Below are 25,281 nucleotides of genomic sequence, written 5' to 3'. Positions count from 1 at the left end.
TGCAACCGAAACCTCCTTCACTATCCATGGATTCCGATTTTATATTTTCTGCAAACTTAGTTTAAATCAGCCTAATGTCTAACAGATTTCAATAGTAATTCAAAAAAGTTACTTTCTAAACGGATTTAACAAATATTAACAAACCAGGCATGGGTAAAACCATTACAAAAAAAAGGTTGTTACAGATATAATAGCCATTACGATGAAAACGATCTATTTATTACTGTTGCTATTTTTATTTTCTTTTTCGCTGTCTGCACAGGATAAACCTTTGCATGGAAAAGTATATGGAAACAAGCCGGGCGCTGCCATTGTAGATGCCGATAAGCTCGAATCTTATCTCGGAGAGAGGTCACGCAAAGAAACGACCATAAAAGGAAAAGTACTCAATGTGGTAAAGGAAAAAGGAGGATGGTTTACGATTGATGCGGGCAACGGGAAAACCATAGCTGCACACTTTGCAAAATATGATGTAGAAATACCAGCTGGCCTTAAGGGGTGTACTGTTGTTGTTGAAGGCATTGTGCAAAGGCAATCAGCATTGACCAGTCAACAGCCTCTTGCCGGAGAGAAACAAGCCAGTGATAAAACCACCAACAAACTGAGCATCGAAGTGACCGGCTTAATGGTGGAGTAGGTGTAAGATCAGAAGCTCGTTCTGCGGGTTAACGTGACAGGTTCCAATTCCAAATCGTTCACAAACAACTCACGTAGTTTTTGTTCCACCTCCGTTTTATTTATAGTATTGTTACGGCGTACTTTTAAATAACTTTCACGCGAAATTTTGCAGGCCAGATCGCCAACAGTTTTCAGATGCATTTCTTTCCCAAATTTCCCCGCTAGTTTTAGGGCGATAGCCGATGACAAAAGCCCTGCCAGACCGGCAAATAAATTAAAGAAACAAACGATACCGGATGCGATAAGCGTAAGTGAAAAAATAGTTACGACCCATTGCCTGGGTTTAAGCAAGTTGATTCTGAACCCAAGTTCATCTTCAACCTTTGAAATTGCCTCTAAACGACCTTCTTTTGGAAATAGCTTACAAAGCTTAGTATGGGTTGAAATATCGTATTTGTTAATGCCACTCGCATTGGCGATAGCGTTACGCAACATGTAAAAAGCGTGCTGCGTGGTGCAGGTTTCTTCATGCTCAAGGTCAATTTTGCTGATAACCAATTCACACAGACCCTTAAAAGTATTTGCTTTTTCCAGGCCCTGGTTATCTAGTTTGATATTGAAAGATTTTTCAATTTTTGTTAAAACGTCGCATATATCCGATAAATCAACGTTTCTGAAATTAATAAATTCCTTATCCATGTCGCTTTGTGCCTGTAATAAGGCACTTTCTATGCCAATTCCGAATTTACTTGCTCAAATACATTGATTTCTCTTTATACAGGTGCCTGAAGTATGGATCTTCCAGGTTTGGTATAAAGCGGATAGCTTCGCCTGTTGATTTCATTTCCGGGCCAAGCTCCTTGTTTACTTCAGGGAATTTATCGAATGAGAACACCGGTTCTTTGATGGCATATCCTGATAACTTGCGCTCGATTTTAAAGTCTTTCAGTTTATTTACACCCAGCATCACTTTGGCCGCGATGTTGATGTAAGGTACGTCATAAGCTTTAGCAATGAACGGAACTGTACGTGACGCACGCGGGTTAGCTTCGATGACATATACCTTTTCGTCTTTGATTGCGAACTGGATATTCAGCAAACCACGCACGTTCAGGGCTCTGGCAATCTTTATGGTATGATCTTCCATCTGTTTGATCACGTTCGCCGATAGGTTGAATGGTGGCAATACAGCGCTTGAATCCCCTGAGTGGATACCTGCAGGTTCGATGTGTTCCATCAAGCCAATGATATGAACATCTTCACCATCATGGATTGAATCTGACTCGGCTTCTTCAGCGCGGTCGAGGAAGTGGTCGATCAACACCCTGTTACCTGGAAGGTTACGCAACAGGCTCACTACTGCTTTTTCCAGGTCCTCATCATTGATTACGATACTCATGCCTTGTCCACCTAATACATAACTTGGACGAACAAGTACCGGATAACCTACCTTATGTGCTACTTCAATAGCTTCTTCCGCATTTTCAGCTACGCCATATTTTGGATATGGAATATCTAAATCTTTCAGCAGATCTGAGAAACGGCCACGGTCTTCAGCGATGTCCATGTCATCGAAAGAGGTTCCGATGATCCTGATACCATGTTCATTCAGTTTTTCAGCCATCTTCAAGGCGGTTTGACCGCCTAACTGAACGATAACCCCTTCGGGTTGTTCCAGGTCTATGATTTCGCGAACATGCTCCCAGAATACCGGCTCGAAGTAAAGCTTATCGGCCATGTTGAAGTCAGTGGATACTGTTTCCGGATTGCAATTGATCATAATCGCTTCGTATCCGGCTTCTTTTGCGGCCAATAAGCCGTGAACACAGCTATAGTCGAACTCAATGCCTTGTCCGATACGATTAGGGCCAGAGCCTAATACAATAATCTTTTTCTTGTCCGATACTTTTGATTCGTTCTCTCCTTCGTAAGTAGAGTAATAGTAAGGCGTTTTAGCAGGGAACTCAGCTGCACAAGTGTCCACCATCTTGTATACCCGGCGAATGCCCAGGCGCTGACGACGCTGATATACATCTTCCTCACTCACATTACCCAGCACGTGTGCAATCTGCACATCCGAGAACCCTTTTTGTTTGAGAGTGTAAAGGAACTCTTCGGGAATGTTATTTAACGAGTAACGACGCAGCTCTGTTTCCAGATTCACTATTTCCTGTATTTGATTAAGGAACCAGCGATCAATTTTTGTAGCTTTTCTTACTGATTCGATCGGAACGCCCAGGCTTAACGCATCGTAAATGTGGAACAACCTGTCCCAGCTTGGGTTTTCCAGGCTGTTCATGATCTCGTCGAGGTTGCGGCTCTGGCGGCCGTCGGCACCTAAGCCGGCGCGGCCAATTTCCAGGCTCTGGCAGGCCTTCTGCAAAGCCTCAATAAAGCTGCGGCCAATGGCCATCACCTCGCCTACTGATTTCATCTGCAGGCCGAGCTGTTTATTTGCGCCCTTGAACTTATCAAAGTTCCAGCGCGGTACTTTTACGATCACGTAATCCAGCGTTGGCTCAAAATAAGCCGAGGTGGTTTTGGTGATCTGGTTTTCTATTTCGTCAAGATTATATCCTATAGCCAGTTTGGCGGCTATTTTTGCGATTGGATACCCGGTTGCTTTGGATGCCAGTGCTGATGAACGCGATACGCGAGGGTTAATCTCAATTGCGATGATCTGTTCGTCCGCCGGGTTTACCGCAAACTGCACATTACAACCGCCGGCAAAGTTGCCTATGGCGCGCATCATCTTAATGGCCTGGTTACGCATTTCCTGGTAGCAACGGTCACTCAGCGTCATCATCGGCGCTACGGTGATCGAGTCGCCGGTATGGATACCCATCGGATCGAAATTCTCTATCGAGCAAATGATGATCACATTGTCCCGGTTGTCGCGCAGCAACTCCAGCTCATATTCCTTCCAACCAAATACAGCCTGCTCTACCAAAACCTCATGTGTTGGCGAGGCTTGCAAACCGCGGCTTAATGCCTGGTCAAAATCTTCTTTTTTATGTACAAAGCCAGCACCTTTACCGCCTAAGGTGTAGCTGGGGCGGATAACCAACGGGAAACCGATGTCTTGCGCAGCCTCTTTTCCTTCAAGGAAAGAATTAGCGATCTTTGATTTTGCCACGTCAACACCAATATCCACCATCAACTGGCGGAAAGCCTCGCGGTTCTCGGTCTTTTCAATAGCAGCAGTATCTACACCTATTACGCGCACATTGTATTTCTCCCAAATTCCGCGTTCTTCAGCCTCCTTGCACAGGTTCAGCGCAGTTTGGCCGCCCATTGTAGGCAACACAGCATCAATATTCTGCTCCTGAAGTATTTTCTCTATACTGTCACAATCCAAGGGCCACAGATAAACATGATCTGCGATCACTTTATCCGTCATGATGGTAGCCGGATTGCTGTTGATAATTGAAACGGTGATCCCTTCTTCTTTTAAAGACAGGGCAGCCTGCGAACCAGAGTAATCAAATTCACACGCCTGGCCAATAATAATAGGGCCTGAACCAATAATTAGAACGGATTTGATGGAAGTATTTTTGGGCATAGTCTTTTTTGAATCTTAAATGTTGAGTCCCACGTCTTGACCGCACCCTTTAAACGGCTAAATCTGTCGGCTAAGGACTTGAAAACTATGCACTGAAAGTGGAAATCCCGACCTCAGTGTCGGGATGCAAAGATAGAGTTTGAAAAGGATTTTTTTTTGATTATTTTAAAATAGTATCTAAGCCTTGTGGACGGGGTCAAAACGCAATATTTAGATGGCTTTAAAGCATTTTTTCATTGTAAATATTTGGCAGCTTTTGATATCGAAAAACTTTAATATGGTTGCGTTGTAATGGATATAAATAGTGACAACTAACAATAAAATTTATTAAATTGCTTTACATAAACCAACGCCATGTATTTTACGAATAAACGACTGCTGATTTTCGCAGGGGTATTTATTGCCCTTAGCGGCTGCGCTATGTTCCAGTCTGCCGTTAAATCGTCTTTCCCATACACTTCCACACTTGTGGTACCGGCATCATCAAAACCGGGAAGCATAGGGTCGGCAATCAGCACGGCAACGAGCTTTGATCAAAACTTTGGGAAAAATAACGCCGACCGCATCAAAATGGTGAGGATTGTTTCAGCCAGGCTTATGTCGACTGAACCTTCGGATTACAATCTTGGCAACCTGTCTGAAGTTAGAATATATCTTTCTAATCATGAAGGTCAGGATGAGGTTATGGTAGCATCGCGCAGCGATATCGGCGCTAATGTAGGTAATGATGTAGTGCTGGACATCGATAATTCAAACATGCTTGATGAGTTGGTCCGCGAGCCGCAGATACGGGTACGAATGACTTATAAAGTACGCAACGCCTCGAAAACGGATGCAAGTGTACATGTGGTATTGGGACTTGCAGCTTACCCGGCACCCAAATAGAAATTTTATTTTATCAATTTATTATCCGCATCCGGGAATACTAATATTGGCTTGTAATTACGCGCTTCATCCATTTCCATATAGGCGTATGACATAATAATCACGATGTCACCAACCTGGGCCAGGCGTGCCGTTGCGCCATTTAGACATATTGTACCTGTGCCGCGCTCGCCTTTTATTACGTAGGTCTCAAAGCGGGCACCGTTATTATTATTTACGATTTGTACCTTCTCGTTAGCTATAATATTAGCTGCATCCATCAAATCCTCGTCTATCGTTATGCTGCCAACGTAATTCAGTTCAGCCTGTGTTACCTTACAGCGGTGAAGCTTGGATTTTAATACCTCTATAATCATGGTGCAAAGTTAGTGTTTCTTAGATCATAGTCGATAGTTCATGGTTCATAGCCATGTAAAATGTTTCCCGATAGTTAATCGCTATGAACTATTACCGATGATCTATGAACGAATAATCATATTATCTATCAACCGGGTCTTGCCTACTTTAGCAGCAACCAATGCTACTATTTGTTTGCTCTTCTGATCTGCATTATGCAAGGTTTCGCCATTTGCAATTTCAAAATATTCCAGTTGTATGTCGGCTTCAGCCTTGATCATATCCTCACAATGTTTTGATAGTGAAGCTATCTCATCTGCATTAAAATTTTGTTTCAGCCAGTTAAGGGTCTTTGATAATATAAGGGCATGCTGTCGGTCATCCGGTGATAAATGAATATTCCTCGAGCTCATAGCCAGACCATCCGTTTCCCGCAAAATAGGACACATTACCAGTTTTACCGGCAAATGCAGCAAATCGACCATTTTTTGTATTACCATAAACTGCTGATAATCCTTTTGGCCAAAAAATGCCATATCCGGTTTTACAATATTAAAGAGTTTAAATACCACCTGCGTTACTCCCTGGTAATGCCCCGGCCTGAATTTTCCTTCAAGCAAATGTTCAAGTTCGCCCAGATCCAAATGCCATTGCTCATTGCCGGCATACATTTCACTTACTTCCGGATTGAACAGAACATCGCACCCCGCCTGTTCCAGTTTTTTTATGTCTGATTCAATGGGACGTGGATATTTCTCCAGGTCCCTGGGATCATTAAACTGTGTTGGGTTCACAAAAATGCTGCATACAGATAGATCCGTTTGTTGCTGTGACTGAGCCAGCAGAGACAAATGTCCCTGGTGTAAAGCGCCCATAGTTGGCACAAAGCCTATGCTTTTGCCATTGTTGCGCAAATCTTCCAAATATTTGGTCAGGCTTTCCTTGGTGGTGAAAATCTTCAATTGGCGGGGATTTAGTGAAAAACGGGCAAAGTTGTGCAATTGATTAAAAATAACCAAAACTTACTTGCATAATAGATTGATAATTCATAAGATAATGCTTATATTTGCAGACTCAAATTTTTTGACTTCTTTACATAATTTTAATACTGATTAGAGATGGGTAAATCTAAGCTTCTGTTCATTACACATGAAATGTCACCTTTCCTCGAACTCTCTAAAATTTCCGAAATAACGCGTCAACTGCCTCAGGCTATGCAGGAAAAAGGCTACGAAATACGTATCCTGATGCCACGTTTCGGAAATATTAATGAGCGCAGGAACAGGCTTCATGAGGTGATACGTTTATCGGGTATGAATATCATTATTAATGATAATGATAATCCTTTGATCATCAAAGTTGCGTCCATCCCGGCAGCGCGTATGCAGGTATATTTTTTAGATAACGAAGAATATTTTCAGCGTAAGCATGTGTTTGCTGATAAGGATGGGAAATTTTATGCTGACAATGATGAGAGAACTATTTTCTTTTGCAAGGGCGCATTAGAAACAGTAAAAAAATTGGGCTGGGCGCCTGACATCATTCATTGCCACGGCTGGATGAGCGCATTAGTGCCGGCTTATTTAAAAACTACCTACAAGGACGACCCGACCTTTAAAAATTCGAAAATAGTTTATTCTATTTATGAGAATGATTTTAATGGTCAGTTGAATCCTGATTTTACACACAAGGCGGTTATGGCCGATATGACCGAACAACACACCGACGTTTATAAACCAGGTTCCAATTCAGCGTTGTATGCGGGCGCCATTCACTATTCGGACGGAATAGTTTTGGGCAGCGAAAATATTGACGATGAAGTGTTAAATAATGTTAAAAACAGCAATAAATCGGTTTTAGAGTTTAATTCCACTTCTGATTTCGAAAATTATTACAATTTTTACGACGAAATTACCAATGAGGAATTGGTACATGTTGCATAAGTTTTGAGATCATATATGAAATTTTTCCGATTAGACTTATTGACCCTGTTAATAAGTCTTTTTATTTTGAATAGCTGCAAAAACAAGGATACGATTGGGTTGGGAGTGGATTCGTCTACACAACTAAATGGTTCCCTGATCGATACGTGTACAATCGTAGTAAATACCTTGCCCGATATAGGCAACCCGTTATCTCAGGATTCGATTGTTACGTCCGGGATTACCAAAATGCCATTCGGGTTTTTTAATGATCCGGTATTTGGCACGGTCGAATCTAATGTGGCGCTAACCTTAAACTTGCCAGGCCAGGGAGCTTATTCACTTCCGACGGGTTCTGTTGTAGTTGATTCTGCAGTTTTGGTTATGCCATATGCTGACGGTTTTTACGGAGATTCAGTAACTTCAAAGTATAAAATAAATGTATATCAACTATCGAACCGTTTGAAAAGCGGTGCGTTTTATTACAACACTAACACCTTTGCTTATCAAAGTAGTAGTATTCTTGGTACTCATTCATTTCTTGCACTTACCCATGATAGCGTCAAAATAGCTGCTATCATTCGTGGAAAACCGGATTCGGTAAAAAAGGTCCCGCCCGAGCTGAGGATACGTATCAATAATAACTTTATTAACAATATTCTCTTTAATGCGCCAAGTGCACAGCTGGCTTCTAATGTAGTATTTCTAAATAATGTAAAGGGACTTTACCTCACGTTAGATAAAACGGGATCAACAGGTGCCGGGGGCACTATTATGTTTGGTTCAGCGGACTCACTAAACGTATACTATCATACAACCAATGGTACAACGATCGATACTGCGATGGTGACACTTCCGATAACTACACATGCGTCTCAGATAAAAAACACATCGTCGCAGACTCTTAGGTCAGAGTTTTCGGATACCATCAGCTCAAGAAATCTCATATACCTTCAAGGTATGGCCGGGACAAAAGTCAGAATCAAGTTTCCCTATCTTAAGAATCTTACTGCCTCCCTGGGGAAAATTATTGTGAACAGAGCAGAATTGGTTATTACGCCCAGCGAGAAATTTCCTGTGCCTATTTATGCAAACCCGTTGCCCAAAATAACAATGTATAGGTATGATTTGTCAAAGCAAATAATAGAATTACAAGATGCAAGCACGGCTGATCCCCGTTACATTTCACCGGGTGTATTCGGCGGTTACTATGCTAAGACAAGTAAAGGTAATGCATACCATTTTGTTATAACAGGTTATATACAAGATCTGATTGATGGCCGGGTAAAAGATTACGGCACTTTTTTGGCGCCTGTTGATACAATAAATAAATCATCTATCGATGTCGCCCCCACAACACAAACAGCTGCCAGGTTAATTGCAGTAGGCACTCAGGCGAAAAATTCCGCACTTTACGACTCCCGTATAAAGTTGAATATCATATATACCAAGGTAAACAAATAAAAAAAGGCCTCACGGAGGCCTTTTTTTATTTACTACAACTAATAATGACGATCGGTGTTGATTATATCGAATAGCTGGTTATTTTTGTTTCTTTTTAAATTTAAAAACTTCTACTTATGTGTGGTATTGTTGGTTATATTGGCTATAGAGATGCATATCCTATAGTAATCAAGGGTTTACATCGTTTAGAATACCGTGGATACGATAGCGCAGGTGTCGCGCTAATTGATAAAGATATTAAAGTTTATAAAAAGGCTGGCAAGGTTAGCGACCTTGAGGAATTTGTCAAAGGAGTTAATCTGCATGGCACAATTGGTATGGGCCACACACGCTGGGCCACACATGGTGCTCCCAGCGATCGTAATTCTCACCCGCACTCTTCCGGTGATCGTAGGCTTACTATCATACATAACGGAATTATCGAGAATTATGCGGTGATCAAAGAAGCTTTGTTAGCAAAAGGTCATGTTTTTCTGAGCGATACAGATACCGAGGTGCTGATTCATTTGGTTGAAGATATTCAAAAAGAAACAGGCCTTGATATTCGCGAGGCTGTACGTGTAGCGCTGAACAAGGTAATAGGTGCTTACGCAATTGTTATTATGAGTTCAGATGAACCCGACCAATTGATAGCGGCAAGAAAAGGTAGCCCCCTGGTGATTGGTGTTGGAGAGGGGGAATATTTTGTTGCGTCGGATGCAACCCCCATAGTGGAATATACAAAAAATGTAATCTATCTTAATGATAACGAGATAGCATATATACGCCGGGATGACCTGCTGATAAAGAACATTGACAATACCGTACAAACCCCGTACATCCATGAACTTGACCTGAAGCTGGAGATGCTCGAAAAAGGAGGCTACGATCACTTCATGCTGAAGGAGATATATGAGCAGCCGCGTTCTATCAGGGATTGCATGAGGGGCCGTATTTACCCCAAAATCGGGAAAGTTCAATTGGGGGGGATAAAAGAATATACTGACAAGCTGAAAAATGTAGATCGTATTTTGATAGTAGCTTGCGGAACATCTTGGCATGCCGGTTTGGTTGGTGAATACCTTATAGAAGAATATGCGCGTGTACCGGTTGAGGTAGAGTATGCGTCGGAATTCAGATACAGAAACCCTATAATAACCGAAAGGGACCTGGTGATTGCTATATCGCAATCAGGAGAGACCGCCGATACTATGGCGGCCATTGAATTGGCTAAGGAAAAGGGCGCAACTATTTTTGGCGTATGCAATGTGGTTGGTGCCTCCATTCCGCGGATTACCCACGCAGGTGTGTATACTCACGCCGGACCAGAAATTGGCGTGGCTTCAACTAAAGCATTTACTGCTCAGGTAACCGTTCTTACGCTGATCGCTTTCTATATTGCCCAACAACGTGGAACAATAACGCAAAGCAAACTGATTGAACTGCTGACCCAATTAAATGAAATACCCGAATTGGTTGAGAAAGCACTGCAATCAAATGATCACGTAAAGGAAATTGCAGCTAAATTTAAGGATTCACGTAACTGCCTTTTCCTGGGTCGCGGAAGTTCGTTTCCAGTAGCGCTGGAAGGTGCATTAAAGTTAAAAGAGATTTCTTATATCCATGCCGAAGGGTATCCGGCCGCTGAAATGAAGCATGGTCCAATTGCGTTGATAGATGAAGAAATGCCGGTGGTGTTTATAGCAACAAAGCATTCATCCTACGAAAAAGTGATCAGTAACATACAAGAAGTGAAAGCGCGGGGAGGGAAAGTAATTGCTATTGTTACAGAAGGCGATACCGACGTAAAAGCAATGGCTGATTACGTGATCGAGATACCACAAACAGATGAGGCTTTTGTTCCGCTGCTCGCAACTATTCCGCTACAATTGATATCCTACCATATTGCTGTAATGCGCGGCTGTAATGTCGATCAGCCAAGAAACCTGGCTAAATCGGTAACGGTGGAATAGCGAGGCAGTGAATAGTGAGTAGGAAGTGGCAAACTTGGAAGAATTTCAGAAAAAATAAAGGTCAATAGTTCAACGCTATTGACCTTTTTACTAGCGTACAATTGACGGAATAGAAAAAATCAATTATTTTGTTATATTTGAATAGATTTGATCTATATGCCTCGAGCCAGTAATAAAACGCTTGGTTCCTGACTCTTGATTCTTGGTGCTTAATACTACCTATATGACTATTACCCAGCTTGAATATATCGTGGCAGTTGATACCTATCGGAGTTTTGTAGTGGCTGCCGAAAAGTGCTTTGTTACGCAGCCTACACTGAGCATGCAGGTGCAAAAGTTGGAAGATACACTTGGTGTAAAAATATTCGACCGTAGTAAACAGCCGGTAACCCCTACTGAGATAGGAACCGAGATTATTGAGCAGGCCAGAGTGTTGCTTGCTGAAAGTGAAAAGATCAGGGAAATTATTACTGACAGGCAGAAGGAATTATCCGGAGAACTGAAGGTAGGTATAATTCCAACGGTATCACCTTATATTCTACCCAAGATCATTAGCGGCTTTATTCAAAAATACCCTCAGGTAAAACTGATTGTGTGGGAGGAAACCACAGAAGAAATCATCCAACAGCTAAAGCTTGGCACGCTTGATTGCGGTATTCTTTCGACGCCGCTGCGTGAGGCTGCTTTGACCGAGATCCCTGTTTTCTACGAGAATTTTGTGGCTTATGTCTCGAAAAATAGCAAACTGTCTAAAAAGAAAAACATTAGCCCTGATGATATTGACATGGAAGAGATATGGGTGTTGAACGAGGGTCATTGCATGCGCGAGCAAGTACTGAACATTTGCCAACGCCGCAAATCAACCAAAGGCTTCCTTCACTTTGAATATAATACCGGCAGCGTCGAGACCTTGAAACGAATGGTGGATCAGAACAACGGCGCTACCATCTTACCTGAACTGGCTTTGGCTGAGCTGAGCGATAAGCAACTGGATAAAGTGCGCTACTTCAAATCGCCCGAACCTGCACGTGAGGTGAGTATCGTTATTCAAAAAAATTTCCTGAAACGCCGGATGATCGAGGCACTTAAGAATGAAATACTGGAGTTCGTACCCAAACGAATGAAGACCAAAAAGAAGAAAGAAGTGATGGAAATCTAAGACTCCAGAAGTCAGATCTGCTATTTCGGATTTAGTATAATGGTTAATTTCTCTTTCTACGCATAATAACAACCCTGTAAGCCACCCTTTTATAGAATATTATTTAGAATTATTCTAAATAACTTGCAATATTAAAACCTGGAGTTTAGTTTTGCGGCGTTATTTATAATTAGTCTAAATAAAAAATGAAACAAATCCTATCGCTAAAACATCTTATCCCCTTATTGATCTGCCTGCTGCCCATTGTGAGCCGGGCTACCGATACCGATAATCCGCGCGGCTCTATTCGCGGTAAAGTATTAACAGAGGACAATAAACCTGTCGAAAATGTATCAGTTACTCTAAAGGGAACTAAATATGGTACCATTACCGATGAAGACGGCGAATTCCTGTTCAGGGCTCCGGCCGGGAATTACACACTTATTATATCCTTTACCGGATTCAAAACCCTGGAAACGGCTATTGTGGTTAAGGAGGGTAAACCAGTTGATGTGCCGATGATCATTCTTCATCTTAATACCAACGCCCTCTCTGGTGTAAGTATTACGGGTAACAAAACCAATAAATTTTCAAAGAAAAGAAGCAATGATGTGGCCAAAATGCCATTGGATAATCTTGAAAACCCGCAGGTTTATAATACCATCACCGGCAGTCTGCTTACAGAGCAGCAGGTACTTACAGTGGATGATGCACTGAAAAATGCCCCTGGTTTGCAAACCATGTGGAATGCAACTGGTCGTAGTGGTGATGGCGGGAGTTATTATAACTCACGTGGTTTTATACTGCAAAGCACCCTTAGAAATGGATTGGCCGGTTTGCAGACAAATACTACAGATGCTGTAAATATCGACCGTATTGAGGTGTTAAAAGGCCCGTCGGCGACCTTATTTGGCAGTACGCTAACTTCATTCGGTGGCGCTATCAATCGTATCACGAAACAACCTTATGATAATTTTGGTGGCAGCGTAACCTATACTGTTGGCAGCTATGACCTTAACCGCCTGAGTGCCGATATTAATACCCCCCTTGATCGGTCGAAGAAACTAATGTTCCGTCTGAATGCTGCTGTAAACTACCAGGGAAGTTTCCAGAACAATGGCTTTAGTCAAAGCGCGGTTATTGACCCGAGTTTGCTGTACAAGGTGAACGATAATCTATCGATCTCATTTGATGCCGAGCTGAATTATGGCAAAAATTCAGGTAAGCCCATTTTCTTCTTCCCGGGAACCAACGTCTCCTCGCTGGGGACCAATCGTGCAGACGGATTGGATTTAGACTATCGGCAGACCTATTCCAACGATAACCTCAACCAAAACACCCATAGCAATAACTATTATGCCCGTGTAAATTACAAGATCAGCGATAAATGGACCTCCCAGACTGATTTTAGCTACAGTTCTAGTTTTTCAAATGGCTTCTATCCCTACTTCTACCTATTAGCGAGAGACACCATATCTAGAAACGACCAATCGACCAAAAACAGTACCTACAGCATATTGGAAGTACAACAGAACTTTAATGGCGATTTTAAGATCGACAATATGCGTAACCGCTTTGTAGGTGGCCTGGATTATCTGCATCAGAACTCCAATCAGCTTTTCTTCGGAGGGTATTTTGATAACATAGCAACTACGCTTGGAAAGAATGCGTATGGCAATTTCAATTACCAGAACTTACAGGCTATTTATAATACTCAGGGTGGTATTCTATTCAATTATCCTGATATATTTAAAAAAGACACCTATAGCGCCTATGCAGCCGATGAACTGAACATTACTGATCAGTTACTGGCATTGGCAGCCTTACGCGTGGATCATTTTGAAAACAAAGGATCGAACATTGGTGGTGCCATAACAGCGCCTTATTCCCAAACTGCATTGTCACCAAAATTTGGTTTGATTTACCAGGTAGTTGAAAAGCAGGTATCACTATTTGCCAACTATCAGAATGGTTTCATCAATCCGGGGGCTTACACTGCCTGGGATAACAATTCAAATAATTTTGTTACCCAAATCGCAAAAGTGCAAAATGCCCGCCAGTTTGAAGGCGGTATAAAACTGGATCTGTTTGATGGCAAACTTAGCAGCACCCTAAGCTACTACGATATACAGTTAACCAATGTGCTTCGCTATGATAATACAAATACCGCACAATATGCCCAGATACAGGATGGAACCCAACTGAGCCGTGGAATTGAGGCGGAAGTAATAGCCAACCCGGCCAAAGGTTTGAATATCATTGGAGGATTTTCATACAATGATTCAAAATATACCCAGGCTGATGCAGATGTTATAGGGAGAAGACCTGCTACCGCAGCTTCACCTTATACTGCTAACTTTTATGCCAGTTATCGTTTGCCTGAAACTTCTTTAAAAGGTTTGGGCTTTGGTTTTGGCGGTAATTATGCCAGCGATAATAAGATCATCAACAGTGCATCGCAGGGAGTATTTATCCTGCCGTCATATACAGTTTTCAATGCTACAGCATTTTACGAACAGCCAAAATATCGCATCAATTTCGCTGTAAACAATCTTACCAACAAGGAATATTGGATAGGATATACAACGATTAATCCGCAAATGCTGAGACAATTAGTGCTTAGCTTAACTTATAAGTTTTAGTGAAGAGCTTCAAGAAAACTATACTATTTGTACATCGCTGGCTTGGGTTTATATCCGGGCTGGTAGTGTTTGTTGTGAGCATTACAGGCTGTATTTTTTGTTTCCAGGATGAGATTCAAGATGCTATTTATAGCTATCGTAAGGTAGAAGTGCAGCAAAAGGATTATCTCGTACCTTCCGTAATAAAAAATATAGCACTCCAAGATCATCCGAAAGCTACTGCCAATTACATTTACTATTATGGAAAAGATCGCCCGGCGGTGGTAATTGCCAACCTGGGTAAAGAAGGCCTGAAATATATTTATGTCAATCCATACAATGGAAAGAAACTTCACTCGGAATCATTGCAGTCTAATTTTTTTGTGGTGGTAGAATATATCCATTTATACCTGCTGCTGCCGCCAAAAATTGGGGTGATGGTAGTGGGTATATCCGTTTTAATATTTCTTGCCTTGATGATCACGGGAATCATTCTTTGGTGGCCCAATCGTAAAAGTGACCGCAAGCGCAGCTTTACCATAAAATGGAACGGTCGCTGGAGAAGGGTTAATTATGACCTCCATAATGTACTTGGTTTTTATGCAACAAGTATTGCAATCATTTTAGCCATAACCGGCTTATCCATTGCATTTGAATGGGTACAACACGGTATTTATAAAGCAGCCAATCTGGGCAATCCTCACCCCGATGAAAAAACTATCCCTGTATCGGATACAACGATGATGTTACCAAACAAAACTGGGAGTCCGACCGATATTGCTTTTGACGAGGCGCAGCGTCATTCGCCGCAGGCACAAATGTTTTTAATTTATGATCCGGTAGGAAAAAAGGAGTCAATAGGAGTGACTGCTTATGCCAAAAGTCTTCATTTCTATAAAAGCGACCAATATTATTTTGATCACTATTCCGGAAAATTATTAAAGCAACTACCACATTCCCCAAAGAGCAGTGGCATGAAAATAAATGACATGAATTACGACATTCATGTTGGGCAGATATTAGGCTTGCCGGGAAAGATCATTGCTTTTTTAGCAAGCCTGGTTTGTGCGAGCTTACCCATAACAGGCTTTATCATATGGACAAGGAAACGTAAGAAACCAAAAAAGAACACCAAACTAAAGGAAATCGCTCATCACAAAACACACGCACGACTGGCAACAAATTAAAGTCCTGGTTATCCTGTAGGCATTTGATACCTGTGGGGTAATCCAGGCACTAATTATTGATTCAAACAGTCAACACCAATTTACCAAACTGAGACGAATTTTCCATCTTGTCAATTGCCTTTTGAGCGCTGGCCAACGGAAATATCTCGTCAATCACTGGTACGATCTTGTGTTTGTTAACCAGGTCAACCATCCACTTAAAATCATCCGGCGAACCCATAGTAGTACCTAAAATTTGTAACTGTTTCCAAAATATTTTACGGCCATTCAATGGTGGAATATTTCCGGCTGTTCCTCCGAAAAATACAATACGACCTCCTGGCTTGGCTAAATCCAATAATTTCTCAAAACCATTTCCCAAAGCGCTGTCGATGATGACGTCAAAGCCACCAGAGAAATGCTGCAATTCCTGCGCCCAGTCCTGCGCTTTATAGCATACTCCAGCAGATGCCCCCAGTTCTTTCGCACGTTGTATTTTCTCGCCTGATCCGGAAGTGACAAGGACTCTGCAGCCTGCTGCCAGAGCCCACTGCAGCGCGAAAGTGCCTGTGCCACCTCCAATTCCTGTTATCAATACGGTATCGCTCTTTTTTGCCTGCCCTTTGGTGAATAAGGCCCGGTATGTGGTCAATCCTGCAAGTGGCAATGCGGCAGCTTGTTCCCAGTTAAGATGCGCGGGTTTATGATATAAATATTCAGCTTTTACTTTCACATATTCAGCAAAGGTGCCATTCTCAGGGAGACCCAGTATAGTAAAATCACGGTTCTGATAATCGGCATTTGGTCCCCAGTTATGGCAGGGGTTAATGATTGCTTCCTGCTTCATCCAGGATTTGTCAACATCGTCTCCGATCTGCGCTACAACACCCGATCCGTCAGACCCTAATATCGACGGGTATTTTATACCTGCATATTTTCCTACGGTGATCCAGTAATCGCGGCGGTTAAGGGCAGCAGCTTTTATTTGCACCAAAACTTCGTCGGCTGCCAGTTTTGGTGTATCAACCTCTTTATATACGAGCGGCTTATCAGCGGCTTCAAGGACTACGGCTTTCATAGGAATAAAATTAGGGTGAACAAAAAACGGCAGAATAATCATCCTGCCGTTCAAATTTATTTAATGCCCGGAATTAACCGATAGCTTTAGTGTACAGTTCAGATACGTGGTTCCAGTTGATCACGTTCCAGATAGCAGCTAAGTAATCAGGACGGCGGTTCTGATATTTCAGGTAGTAAGCATGCTCCCAAACGTCGATACCTAAGATCGGGGTGCCTTTTACCTCTGCAATATCCATTAACGGGTTGTCCTGGTTAGGAGTTGATGTGATAGCTAACTTTTTATCAGCAGTAACGATCAACCACGCCCAACCTGAACCGAAACGGGTAGCACCAGCCTCAGATAGTTTAGTTTTGAAATCGGCAAATGAACCGAAAGTGCTTTTTATAGCATCGCCCAGAGCGCCTGCAGGCTCGCCGCCGCCGCTTGGTGACAACCAGGTCCAGAATAAGCTGTGATTGTAGTGACCACCGCCATTGTTGCGTACCGCCGGCGGGAATTTTGAAATGTTTTTGATGATATCGTCGATACTGCTGTTTGCTTCGGGCTTTCCTTCAAGTGCCTTGTTCAAATTGGTAACATAAGCCTGGTGGTGTTTTCCATGGTGGATCTCCATTGTCATTTTGTCAATGTGAGGTTCCAGTGCATCAGTTGCATAGGCCAATGCCGGTAGTGTGAATGCCATAATGTTTTATTTTAAAGGTTAACGTTCGTTGAGGTACAAATATAAAGGTATAAGGATGATAATTGTTCTAAAATATTGTCAATTTTAGGTTGAGTTTTGGCTATTTGGCCCGCTTGCTTTTAAAGAAGGACCGCACCAATTCTGCACATTCATTTTCTCGGATTCCGCCCGTGATCAACGTTTTTGGGTGGGTTACTTTCTGGTTCAATCGCCCGAACCCCATTCGGGTATCGTAGGCTCCGAAAACGATCCTGCTCAGCTGAAACCAATAACAGGCACCTGCGCACATTACGCAGGGCTCAAGAGTTACATAAAGCGTACAATCGCGCAGGTATTTGCCTCCTAAAAAGTTAGCTGCCGCAGTAAGTGCCTGCATTTCGGCATGGGCAGAAACATCATTTAACCGTTCGGTAAGGTTATGCCCCCGACCTATTATCTTTCCATTACAAACCACAACCGCACCTATGGGGATCTCGTCTTCAGCCAGGGCCAGTTTAGCCTCTTTTAACGCCTCGTTCATGAAAAAATCATCAGGCGATATAGCGGGTTCTTCTTTGTCAAATGTATAATAACGCATTATATTAATTTACTGCCATTTGGCACCGGGTGCTTAACGGCGGTTAAAACGATGTCTCCATTTTCATCAGCAAAGCCGGTAACCAGGAACTCGGACATAAAAGTAGCAATCTGTTTTTTAGGAAAATTGATCACGCCAACAATCTGCTGTCCCGCCAGTTGCTCTTTTGTATAATGTTTGGTGATTTGTGCACTCGACCATTTTATACCAAAAGGGCCGAAATCAGCCTTTACTTTAAATGCTGGTTTACGTGCTTCGGGAAAATCAATTACTTCGAGTATCGTGCCGACGCGTAGCTCTACTTTCTCAAAATCGTGCCAGGTGATAGTTTCCATAAGGCAAAGGTACTGTTGAAGTCGGAAGTCGGAAACCAGAGGGTTAAAGATTTTTCACTAAATATTTTTTCCCGACATCAGATCTCCACCTTCAAACATCGGTCAAACGGTAATAATTCCCCTCTTGATTGCAAAAATAACTAAGCCAACGAGGTTTTTTGATCCTGTTTTTTCAAATAACCGGGCGCGGTAACCTTCCACAGTGCGAACACTCAGGAATATTTTATCGGCAATTTCCTGGTTGGAGTATTCCTGGCAAACTAAACGTAGTATTTCTATTTCCCTGTCGTTCAGGTCGACCGCATGCTGCCCGCCGCTTTCACTATGGCTGCCCGGACCTACCAGTTGTTTAATGAGCGTTACAGATAGGTGCTCGTTAAAATAAAAGCCTTTATTGTAAACTGTCGATATAGCATCTATGATCTCTTCCGGCTCCGCATTTTTCAACAAATAGCCCGAAGCTCCGGCTTTCATCATATCTACGATATATTTATCCTCGTTGTGCATAGACAATGCGAGTACTTTAATGTCTTTAAAATGCTCATGCACATAGGCAGTAGTTTGCATACCATCCATTTCGGGCATTTTTATATCCATTAATATTATATCGGGCTTTCGGTCGGCCAATAAGCCAATAAGTTCTTTACCGTTAGAGGCTTCAATTACCAGGTTAAAGTCGGGGCAATCTTCCAGTGTAGCTTTTAAGCCGTTCCTGAAAATTTTGTGATCATCAGCTATTGCCAGATTTATCGGTTTCATAGACAGGCTAAAATTAGGTTAAATATTATTAATAATCAGTGTAAAGGCACCTTAATAGTAGTGAGCGTCCCGTTATGAGGTTTTGCATAAGTATGTATTTTGCCGTTTATAAATTGCGCACGGCTTTGTAAATTTTTTAATCCGAAGCCATGTTTCACATTGTCAGGGTCAAATCCAACGCCATTATCGCTGAACGACATCATTAAAGTGTTCTTTTCCCTTGTAAGCTGCAATTGTATGGCCGATGCACCTGAGTGTTTTACGGCATTGCCAAATAATTCCTGTGCAATGCGGTAAAGAGTTACTTCAATTTCAGAAGAAAAACGCTCATTGGGCAAGTCTTTTGTGAATGTGATCTTTATGGCAGTGTTTTGCTCCAAACGCTCACATAGTGATTGCAAGGCGTCTAATAATCCAAAATCAGTCAGCACCGGCGGTAGTACATTATGAATGATGTTGCGAATTTCCTGGATGCACTCATCCGTCAGTTTACGGGTATCTGATAGCAAACTTTTCGGGTCATTGTTTTCGATGATCTTGTCCAGCCTGTGAAGATTAAGTTTTATAGCCGACAATACCTGGCCAACGCTATCATGCAGGTCCTCAGCCAGGCGCTTGCGTTCAGTCTCCTGGGTTTCGAAAACTGCATTTAACAGGTCAATTTGTTTTTCGTCGTGCAGTTGCCGCAATACCACCTGGTTCCTTATCATTCTTCTTTGGTAAATAATCACAAAGAGGAATAAAAAGACCACTAGGATAACAACTACAATTGTACCTGTTATCAGTATAGGTATTAAGTTGTTTTCTGATTCTGTGGCTTGCAAAGTAATCCAATTGAATAAAGTAAATTAGCTATAATATTCATCACCGATTGCATCATATAATAATTCGACCTGTCGGCATCGTTAATCTTCTTATATAGCATAAACAAAAAAATAGTGATGGCATAGTAAAAAAGCACCCCAGAGTTGATCCAAAACATGCCCTGCTTTTCAATATAGGTAAATTCCTGCCGGCTCAGTAGCTGATAAAAATAAACCAGGGATAAAATGATAAGCAATACTGATAACAGGGTATTGGAAACAGAGGGGTACGACCATATACTTTCTACAAAAATGACATTAAATATCATAGCAGCCACGCTGGTGATGCCAAATATCAATGTCATTTTCTTGAATAGGGATTTATAGAATGCCCGATGGTAGATCAGTGTAAAGAATATTGCCGCCATCATATCAAAAAGGTGGAACAAAAACAGATTATTGTAGTGGCGCAATTGTAGATATGAAATAACGAGCCCGACGACATCCGGGATAACCGAAAGCATACAAAAAACGGCCATCAATCTTAAAATCGGATCAAGGCGACGATAATTATACAAAGCTGCAGCTACCGGCAAAAAGTCTGAAGCAACGGTAATATTAGTTAACAGTTCAGCGATGGACATTCCCTGAATTTATTTATGCGCCAGTCAATGTATTTTGAGGGCAACCGGCGCCGCCGGGACATGGAACCGACTGCTCACCAAGGATGGCCGAAGTGGAGCTGCTGCTTGAGGTAGCCGAACTTGTTTTTAATGAGAATGCTTCAATATGAGTATCGGGTTGAGGCAGCTGGTCCATACCTTCTTTTGTTACTCCGGAAATAATCAGGTGTACTTCTCCTTCAGATCTGGGGAAACATTTATTTACAAAACGTTGCCAGCCACTTGCCGGTTTACTGTTGGCGTAATAGAACCGAAGACCTATACAGTCTGGTTGTTGAAGAATTTTGGTTAATAACTCGCGGCCAAAGAATTGTGATATCACTCCGCCGGGATTACGTTCGCGCTGATTCCTTGTCCATTCGGTTGCAACTTTAATATCAATCTCCGCGCCTTCTCTTCCGGTTAATACTGCTGTTCTTTCTTGAGTTTCCATAATAAATAGTAGGGTTTTTTGGGTTTTTGAACTAAAAATAGGATTTATTGATTACTTGCAATACAAGTGATACGGCCATTGTAAAGAAAAGTTGGATAAGGTATTGGTGTAATGCGCTCATTTACAGCATTAATTATGAACAATTGTGATTAACACGTGCTAAATATCGCGTATTTTTACGCATCAGAAACAGTAATGGTACGGTGCCCATTTTTATTCAAAGCCAGTGATTTTCATTACTGTAGAATTGCGTTGACGTCCTTTAGTTAATAATGCAGATTCATATACAATAAGGCTGCTATTGCTGCTCCAGCGATCGGTCCTAAAACCGGTATCCATGCATAAGCCCAATCGCTGGTGCCTTTGCTTTTGATGGGTAGAATAGCATGCATGATACGCGGCCCCAAGTCGCGCGCAGGGTTAATGGCATAACCTGTGGTGCCTCCCAGAGAAAGACCGATCACCCAAACCAAAAACGCCACAGGGATTGCTCCGACAGAGCCTAAACCGATTGGCGTTTTAGAAGGCGTTATCTCGGCCCCGGTGATGTAAAAAACGACGAATATCAGTACAAAAGCGCCAATAATTTCACTTATTATGTTCGACAGATAATTGCGCACGGCCGGACCGGTACAGAATACCGCCAGAACGAACCCGGGATTATTTGTTTTCTGAAAATGGTCGTAATACATCAGCCAAACTAAAAATGCGCCTAGCATGGCCCCCAACATTTGAGCAAGAATATAAGAGCCGACATTGGCCCATGCAAATTTGCCTGTGATAGCCAACCCAATGGTAACTGCCGGGTTCAAATGGGCACCGCTTACCGGCCCGGCTACGGTTACGCCTACAAAAACAGCCAGGCCCCAGGCGGTGGTGATCACTATCCAGCCGCTATTGTTGCCCTTGGTATCATTTAACAAAACATTGGCTACCACACCGTCGCCTAACAGTATAAGCAGCATTGTGCCGATCAGCTCGGCCATGAATGGTGACATCGTATATAGGTTTATTTTTGAGAATCAAGAGTCAAGATACAAGAATCAAGGCATTAGTCAATGGTCAATAGTGAATAGTCAGTAGTGAATTATTTGTCTTCAACCCATACAACCACTCACTATTCACCATCCCCGCTCCAGGCTTGCGCCGCTTTGACAGCTTTTTTCCAGCCTTTAATACCTTTTTCAATTTCAGGCGTAACCGATGGAACAAACTCCTTCTCGGCTTTCCATAACTGTTGGATCTCTTCCCGGCTTTTCCAGTAGCCTACAGCCAATCCGGCTAAATAAGCAGCTCCAAGGGCTGTAGTTTCTACTACATTCGGCCTGATCACTCTACAATTCAACAAATTTGCCTGGAACTGCATCAACAGGTTATTGGCCGTAGCACCACCGTCTACCCGCAGTTCCCTAATTGGCATGCCGGCATCGGCTTCCATCGCTTTCAACACATCCATGGTTTGATATGCGATGGACTGCAATGCAGCCCGTGCAATATGCCCTGATGTGGAGCCACGGGTTAACCCTACAATCGTTCCCCGAGCTTCCGGATCCCAGTAAGGTGCGCCCAAACCGGCAAAAGCAGGAACAAAGTAAACTCCACCGGTATCCGGCACGCTAAGCGCCAGTTGTTCTACTTCAGATGATGTTTTGATCACTCCTAACCCATCGCGTAGCCATTGCACTACTGCACCGCCAATAAATATACTTCCTTCGAATGCATACTGGGTTTGCCCGTCAATCTTCCAGGCTATCGTGGTTAAAAGATTATTTTTTGATTCGATGAAGTGGTTGCCGATATTCATCAGCATAAAACAACCCGTGCCATAGGTGTTTTTTACCATTGCATTATCGATACACATTTGGCCAAACAATGCCGCGTGCTGATCGCCGGCTATACCTGCAATGGGAATTTTTGATGCGAAAATGGTAGTAGCTGTTTCTCCGTAAATTTCGCTGCTTTGTTTCACTTCAGGCAACATGCTCAACGGTATTTTGAACAGATCGAGCAATTCCTTATCCCATTCCAGTGTGCGGATATTGAAAAGCATAGTCCTGCTGGCATTGGTTACGTCCGTAGCATGAATCTTTCCCCGGGTAAACTTCCAAACCAGCCAGCTATCTACAGTGCCAAATGCCACTTCGCCAGCCTCGGCTTTAGCCCTTGCGCCCGGGACATTATCCAGTATCCACCTGATTTTTGAACCTGAAAAATAGGCATCAATAACCAACCCGGTTTTTGAACGGATCATATCAGCATGGCCATCGATTTTCAATTGATCACAAAAACTCGCCGTACGCCTGTCCTGCCAAACTATGGCATTATAAATTGGTTCGCCGGTAGTTCTATCCCAAACAATGGTAGTTTCCCGCTGATTGGTGATACCGATGGCTTTGATATTGGTACCATTGATACCCATTTTCACCGTGGCCTCAGCGGCTACTCCGGCTTGTGTCGACCAGATCTCATTCGGATCATGTTCCACCCATCCTGGTTGAGGGAATATCTGTGTAAATTCTTTTTGGGCCACGGACCTGATCTGCCCCTGGTGGTCAAACACAATAGCGCGCGAACTGGTTGTGCCCTGATCAAGGGCCAGAATATATTGTTCCATTTAGGCTGTATAAGAATAATCGGTTTATAAATCTACGTTGTACTATTCAATGTAACAAATATGCCTGTGCCAATTTGGTAAATGCACTTACTTGTTCTTCCTGCCATCCTGCATCCTTTTTCAGTTCTTCAGCCATTAACCTGGCAGTAACAGGTGCAGCTTCGATAGCAGCCTGTGCATCCAGAAACAATAAACGAATCCTGCGGGCTAACACATCCTCCACTGTTCGTGCCATCTCATTACGTACTGCCCATATTATCTGAGCTTGCAGGTAATCATATTTAGGATGAAGTTTTTCCTTCCCTTCCGGTGCCCCCTCCGCTGCGGAAAGCAGCTTATCCCTGTCACTGCCATAGAAATAAAGTTGATCATCCCAGCTTAGGCCCCTGATACTTCCGTGAATAGCTAAATCTTTGGTTTTGCTGACTTCCGGCTTCAGACTCCCAACGTCAATGGCTTTATCCACCGCATCTTCACCCATTTTGCGGTAAGTGGTCCATTTGCCGCCAATCATGGTAATCATACCTGAAGGTGATACGATCAGTTTATGGCTACGCGATATTTCTTTTGTTTTGGATGAATCATCCTGCGGTGCGGCTAACGGCCGAAGTCCTGCAAATACACTCAACACATCTTTTCTTGTCGGAGCTTTGGTTAGATATTTTGCCGCTGTATTCAATATAAAATCTATCTCCGTTTCAAGGGCTACAGGTTCAAGACTGTGCGAATCGATGGGTGTATCCGTAGTACCCACCACCAGTTTTTCATGCCATGGAACTACAAATAATACCCGTCCATCGGATGTTTTTGGGATCATTAATGCTTCATCCGATGGCATAAACGATTTGTCGATTACGAGGTGAACCCCCTGGCTTGGCCGTACCAATGGCTTATCCTCGGGCTTATCCATTTGCAGCAGATCGTCAACAAACACACCTGTAGCATTCACTACCGCTTTTGCTTTAAGGTGATAAGTTACCCCGGTTTCAGCATCGACGGCGTTAACACCTGTTATTTTCTGCTGATCATTTTTGATCAACCCCATAACCCGGAAATAGTTCAATACTGTTGCTCCTTGCTCCAGGCAGGTTTGGGCAAGATTGACAGCCAGACGTGAATCATCAAACTGACCATCGTGATAAACCACACCACCATGCAAGCCTTTTGGGTTGATGCCTGGCAGATCAGTCAGCATTTGTTTTTTCGAAATATGTTTTGTTCGTCCTAAACTCAGCTTTCCGGCTAAAAGGTCATAAATAGCCAGGCCAATGGTATAAAACATACCTTCCCACCAACGGTAATTTGGAATAACAAACGAAAGATTTTTTACAAGATGAGGCGCATTTTTGAGTAATAAACCCCTCTCATACAAGGCCTCGCGTACTAAACCTATATCCCCCTGAGCCAAATAACGCACACCGCCATGCACCAGCTTAGTGCTTCTGCTTGAAGTGCCTTTGGCAAAATCAGCCTGTTCTAACAGAAGTGTTTGATACCCACGCGATGCGGCATCCAATGCGGTGCCTAAACCGGTTGCTCCACCCCCAACCACAATAATATCCCATACCTTTCCAGGGTCGGATATCGATTGTACAAGACGTGTCCGGTCAGTTAGGGTCATCGCAGCAATTTAGTCATCAGTATATTAAT

Annotated in this window: 23 protein-coding genes; 8 read left to right on the top strand and 15 right to left on the bottom strand. The window is 42.7% G+C overall.

Features of this window, described 5'->3' with window-relative positions:
• The first annotated feature begins 202 nt into the window (after positions 1-202).
• The gene (locus Q3A68_RS10130) at positions 203-637 is read left to right on the top strand and encodes a DUF4920 domain-containing protein (RefSeq protein WP_302900963.1); all 435 of its coding nucleotides are present in this window, start codon (positions 203-205) and stop codon (positions 635-637) included.
• An 8-nt stretch (positions 638-645) separates the two neighbouring features.
• Here the strand turns inward: Q3A68_RS10130 and Q3A68_RS10125 are convergent, their stop codons facing one another.
• Positions 646-1,317 (bottom strand): hypothetical protein, encoded by a 672-nt coding sequence (locus Q3A68_RS10125; RefSeq protein ID WP_302900962.1) that lies wholly within the window; start codon positions 1,315-1,317, stop codon positions 646-648.
• A gap of 46 nt (positions 1,318-1,363) precedes the next feature.
• Positions 1,364-4,180, bottom strand: a complete 2,817-nt coding sequence (gene carB / locus Q3A68_RS10120; protein WP_302900961.1) for a carbamoyl-phosphate synthase large subunit — start codon at positions 4,178-4,180, stop codon at positions 1,364-1,366.
• Positions 4,181-4,534: 354 nt separating this feature from the next.
• On the opposite strand from carB, the gene Q3A68_RS10115 reads away from it, so the two are divergent.
• Positions 4,535-5,065: a hypothetical protein gene (locus Q3A68_RS10115; protein ID WP_302900960.1), complete on the top strand. Its 531-nt coding sequence runs from the start codon at positions 4,535-4,537 to the stop codon at positions 5,063-5,065.
• A 5-nt stretch (positions 5,066-5,070) separates the two neighbouring features.
• Here Q3A68_RS10115 and panD read toward each other — a convergent pair whose 3' ends face one another.
• Both panD and panC read right to left on the bottom strand, forming a co-directional pair.
• A complete protein-coding gene (gene panD / locus Q3A68_RS10110; RefSeq protein ID WP_302900959.1) occupies positions 5,071-5,421 on the bottom strand; it encodes an aspartate 1-decarboxylase in 351 nt (116 codons plus the stop codon).
• Positions 5,422-5,523: 102 nt separating this feature from the next.
• Positions 5,524-6,363: a pantoate--beta-alanine ligase gene (panC, locus tag Q3A68_RS10105; RefSeq protein ID WP_302900958.1), complete on the bottom strand. Its 840-nt coding sequence runs from the start codon at positions 6,361-6,363 to the stop codon at positions 5,524-5,526.
• A 156-nt stretch (positions 6,364-6,519) separates the two neighbouring features.
• Here panC and Q3A68_RS10100 point away from each other — a divergent pair, with 156 nt between their 5' ends.
• The 6 genes from Q3A68_RS10100 (at position 6,520) to Q3A68_RS10075 (ending at position 15,685) form a co-directional block, all read left to right on the top strand.
• On the top strand, positions 6,520-7,344 hold the full coding sequence (locus Q3A68_RS10100) for a glycogen/starch synthase (RefSeq protein WP_302900957.1): 825 nt from the start codon (positions 6,520-6,522) through the stop codon (positions 7,342-7,344).
• Between the two features lie 66 nt (positions 7,345-7,410).
• Positions 7,411-8,787, top strand: coding sequence for a DUF4270 family protein (locus Q3A68_RS10095; protein WP_302900956.1), 1,377 nt, complete (start codon positions 7,411-7,413; stop codon positions 8,785-8,787).
• A 116-nt stretch (positions 8,788-8,903) separates the two neighbouring features.
• Complete coding sequence (gene glmS / locus Q3A68_RS10090) at positions 8,904-10,739, top strand: glutamine--fructose-6-phosphate transaminase (isomerizing) (protein ID WP_302900955.1); 1,836 nt, start codon at positions 8,904-8,906, stop codon at positions 10,737-10,739.
• A 223-nt stretch (positions 10,740-10,962) separates the two neighbouring features.
• Positions 10,963-11,898 carry a hydrogen peroxide-inducible genes activator gene (locus Q3A68_RS10085; protein WP_302900954.1) on the top strand — a complete coding sequence of 312 codons (936 nt, stop codon included), beginning with the start codon at positions 10,963-10,965 and terminating at the stop codon, positions 11,896-11,898.
• 185 nt (positions 11,899-12,083) lie between these two features.
• Positions 12,084-14,519 carry a TonB-dependent receptor gene (locus Q3A68_RS10080; RefSeq protein ID WP_302900953.1) on the top strand — a complete coding sequence of 812 codons (2,436 nt, stop codon included), beginning with the start codon at positions 12,084-12,086 and terminating at the stop codon, positions 14,517-14,519.
• Positions 14,519-15,685: a PepSY-associated TM helix domain-containing protein gene (locus tag Q3A68_RS10075; protein ID WP_302900952.1), complete on the top strand. Its 1,167-nt coding sequence runs from the start codon at positions 14,519-14,521 to the stop codon at positions 15,683-15,685. Before Q3A68_RS10080 ends, Q3A68_RS10075 begins: the two co-directional genes overlap by 1 nt.
• A gap of 61 nt (positions 15,686-15,746) precedes the next feature.
• Here the strand turns inward: Q3A68_RS10075 and Q3A68_RS10070 are convergent, their stop codons facing one another.
• The 11 genes from Q3A68_RS10070 to Q3A68_RS10020 form a co-directional block, all read right to left on the bottom strand.
• Positions 15,747-16,742, bottom strand: a complete 996-nt coding sequence (locus Q3A68_RS10070) for a zinc-binding dehydrogenase (protein ID WP_302900951.1) — start codon at positions 16,740-16,742, stop codon at positions 15,747-15,749.
• 73 nt (positions 16,743-16,815) lie between these two features.
• Complete coding sequence (locus tag Q3A68_RS10065; protein ID WP_302900950.1) at positions 16,816-17,427, bottom strand: superoxide dismutase; 612 nt, start codon at positions 17,425-17,427, stop codon at positions 16,816-16,818.
• Positions 17,428-17,527: 100 nt separating this feature from the next.
• A complete protein-coding gene (locus tag Q3A68_RS10060; protein ID WP_302900949.1) occupies positions 17,528-18,004 on the bottom strand; it encodes a nucleoside deaminase in 477 nt (158 codons plus the stop codon).
• Entirely contained in the window at positions 18,004-18,339 is a 336-nt protein-coding gene (locus tag Q3A68_RS10055) for a tRNA-binding protein (RefSeq protein ID WP_302900948.1), read from the bottom strand. The genes Q3A68_RS10060 and Q3A68_RS10055 overlap by 1 nt, the downstream gene beginning before the upstream one ends.
• A 102-nt stretch (positions 18,340-18,441) precedes the next feature.
• Positions 18,442-19,098 (bottom strand): response regulator transcription factor, encoded by a 657-nt coding sequence (locus Q3A68_RS10050; protein WP_302900947.1) that lies wholly within the window; start codon positions 19,096-19,098, stop codon positions 18,442-18,444.
• Positions 19,099-19,133: 35 nt separating this feature from the next.
• Positions 19,134-19,808, bottom strand: a complete 675-nt coding sequence (locus tag Q3A68_RS10045; protein WP_302900946.1) for a sensor histidine kinase — start codon at positions 19,806-19,808, stop codon at positions 19,134-19,136.
• An 83-nt stretch (positions 19,809-19,891) separates the two neighbouring features.
• On the bottom strand, positions 19,892-20,545 hold the full coding sequence (locus tag Q3A68_RS10040; RefSeq protein WP_302900945.1) for a hypothetical protein: 654 nt from the start codon (positions 20,543-20,545) through the stop codon (positions 19,892-19,894).
• A gap of 13 nt (positions 20,546-20,558) precedes the next feature.
• Positions 20,559-21,017, bottom strand: a complete 459-nt coding sequence (locus tag Q3A68_RS10035; RefSeq protein WP_302900944.1) for a hypothetical protein — start codon at positions 21,015-21,017, stop codon at positions 20,559-20,561.
• A gap of 266 nt (positions 21,018-21,283) precedes the next feature.
• Positions 21,284-22,015 carry an MIP/aquaporin family protein gene (locus Q3A68_RS10030; RefSeq protein ID WP_302900943.1) on the bottom strand — a complete coding sequence of 244 codons (732 nt, stop codon included), beginning with the start codon at positions 22,013-22,015 and terminating at the stop codon, positions 21,284-21,286.
• A gap of 119 nt (positions 22,016-22,134) precedes the next feature.
• Positions 22,135-23,631 carry a glycerol kinase GlpK gene (gene glpK, locus Q3A68_RS10025; protein WP_302900942.1) on the bottom strand — a complete coding sequence of 499 codons (1,497 nt, stop codon included), beginning with the start codon at positions 23,629-23,631 and terminating at the stop codon, positions 22,135-22,137.
• Positions 23,632-23,677: 46 nt separating this feature from the next.
• Positions 23,678-25,252, bottom strand: coding sequence for a glycerol-3-phosphate dehydrogenase/oxidase (locus Q3A68_RS10020; protein WP_302900941.1), 1,575 nt, complete (start codon positions 25,250-25,252; stop codon positions 23,678-23,680).
• Positions 25,253-25,281 lie beyond the last annotated feature (29 nt).

Origin of the sequence: Mucilaginibacter tolerans, from assembly GCF_030519375.1 — a bacterium.
Lineage (GTDB): Bacteria > Bacteroidota > Bacteroidia > Sphingobacteriales > Sphingobacteriaceae > Mucilaginibacter.
This window is presented reverse-complemented; position numbering and strand designations above follow the sequence as displayed.

Bases quoted from the DNA above. Each gene is read 5' to 3' on its own strand.
- Q3A68_RS10060 (WP_302900949.1), bottom strand. From the start codon at position 18,004: ATGCGTTATTATACATTTGACAAAGAAGAACCCGCTATATCGCCTGAT.
- Q3A68_RS10040 (WP_302900945.1), bottom strand. From the start codon at position 20,545: ATGTCCATCGCTGAACTGTTAACTAATATTACCGTTGCTTCAGACTTT.
- Q3A68_RS10080 (WP_302900953.1), top strand. From the start codon at position 12,084: ATGAAACAAATCCTATCGCTAAAACATCTTATCCCCTTATTGATCTGC.
- Q3A68_RS10055 (WP_302900948.1), bottom strand. From the start codon at position 18,339: ATGGAAACTATCACCTGGCACGATTTTGAGAAAGTAGAGCTACGCGTC.
- Q3A68_RS10030 (WP_302900943.1), bottom strand. From the start codon at position 22,015: ATGTCACCATTCATGGCCGAGCTGATCGGCACAATGCTGCTTATACTG.
- Q3A68_RS10070 (WP_302900951.1), bottom strand. From the start codon at position 16,742: ATGAAAGCCGTAGTCCTTGAAGCCGCTGATAAGCCGCTCGTATATAAA.
- panD (WP_302900959.1), bottom strand. From the start codon at position 5,421: ATGATTATAGAGGTATTAAAATCCAAGCTTCACCGCTGTAAGGTAACA.
- carB (WP_302900961.1), bottom strand. From the start codon at position 4,180: ATGCCCAAAAATACTTCCATCAAATCCGTTCTAATTATTGGTTCAGGC.
- Q3A68_RS10100 (WP_302900957.1), top strand. From the start codon at position 6,520: ATGGGTAAATCTAAGCTTCTGTTCATTACACATGAAATGTCACCTTTC.
- glpK (WP_302900942.1), bottom strand. From the start codon at position 23,631: ATGGAACAATATATTCTGGCCCTTGATCAGGGCACAACCAGTTCGCGC.
- Q3A68_RS10130 (WP_302900963.1), top strand. From the start codon at position 203: ATGAAAACGATCTATTTATTACTGTTGCTATTTTTATTTTCTTTTTCG.
- Q3A68_RS10065 (WP_302900950.1), bottom strand. From the start codon at position 17,427: ATGGCATTCACACTACCGGCATTGGCCTATGCAACTGATGCACTGGAA.
- Q3A68_RS10035 (WP_302900944.1), bottom strand. From the start codon at position 21,017: ATGGAAACTCAAGAAAGAACAGCAGTATTAACCGGAAGAGAAGGCGCG.
- Q3A68_RS10125 (WP_302900962.1), bottom strand. From the start codon at position 1,317: ATGGATAAGGAATTTATTAATTTCAGAAACGTTGATTTATCGGATATA.
- Q3A68_RS10020 (WP_302900941.1), bottom strand. From the start codon at position 25,252: ATGACCCTAACTGACCGGACACGTCTTGTACAATCGATATCCGACCCT.
- Q3A68_RS10045 (WP_302900946.1), bottom strand. From the start codon at position 19,808: ATGATAAGGAACCAGGTGGTATTGCGGCAACTGCACGACGAAAAACAA.
- Q3A68_RS10115 (WP_302900960.1), top strand. From the start codon at position 4,535: ATGTATTTTACGAATAAACGACTGCTGATTTTCGCAGGGGTATTTATT.
- Q3A68_RS10085 (WP_302900954.1), top strand. From the start codon at position 10,963: ATGACTATTACCCAGCTTGAATATATCGTGGCAGTTGATACCTATCGG.
- glmS (WP_302900955.1), top strand. From the start codon at position 8,904: ATGTGTGGTATTGTTGGTTATATTGGCTATAGAGATGCATATCCTATA.
- Q3A68_RS10050 (WP_302900947.1), bottom strand. From the start codon at position 19,098: ATGAAACCGATAAATCTGGCAATAGCTGATGATCACAAAATTTTCAGG.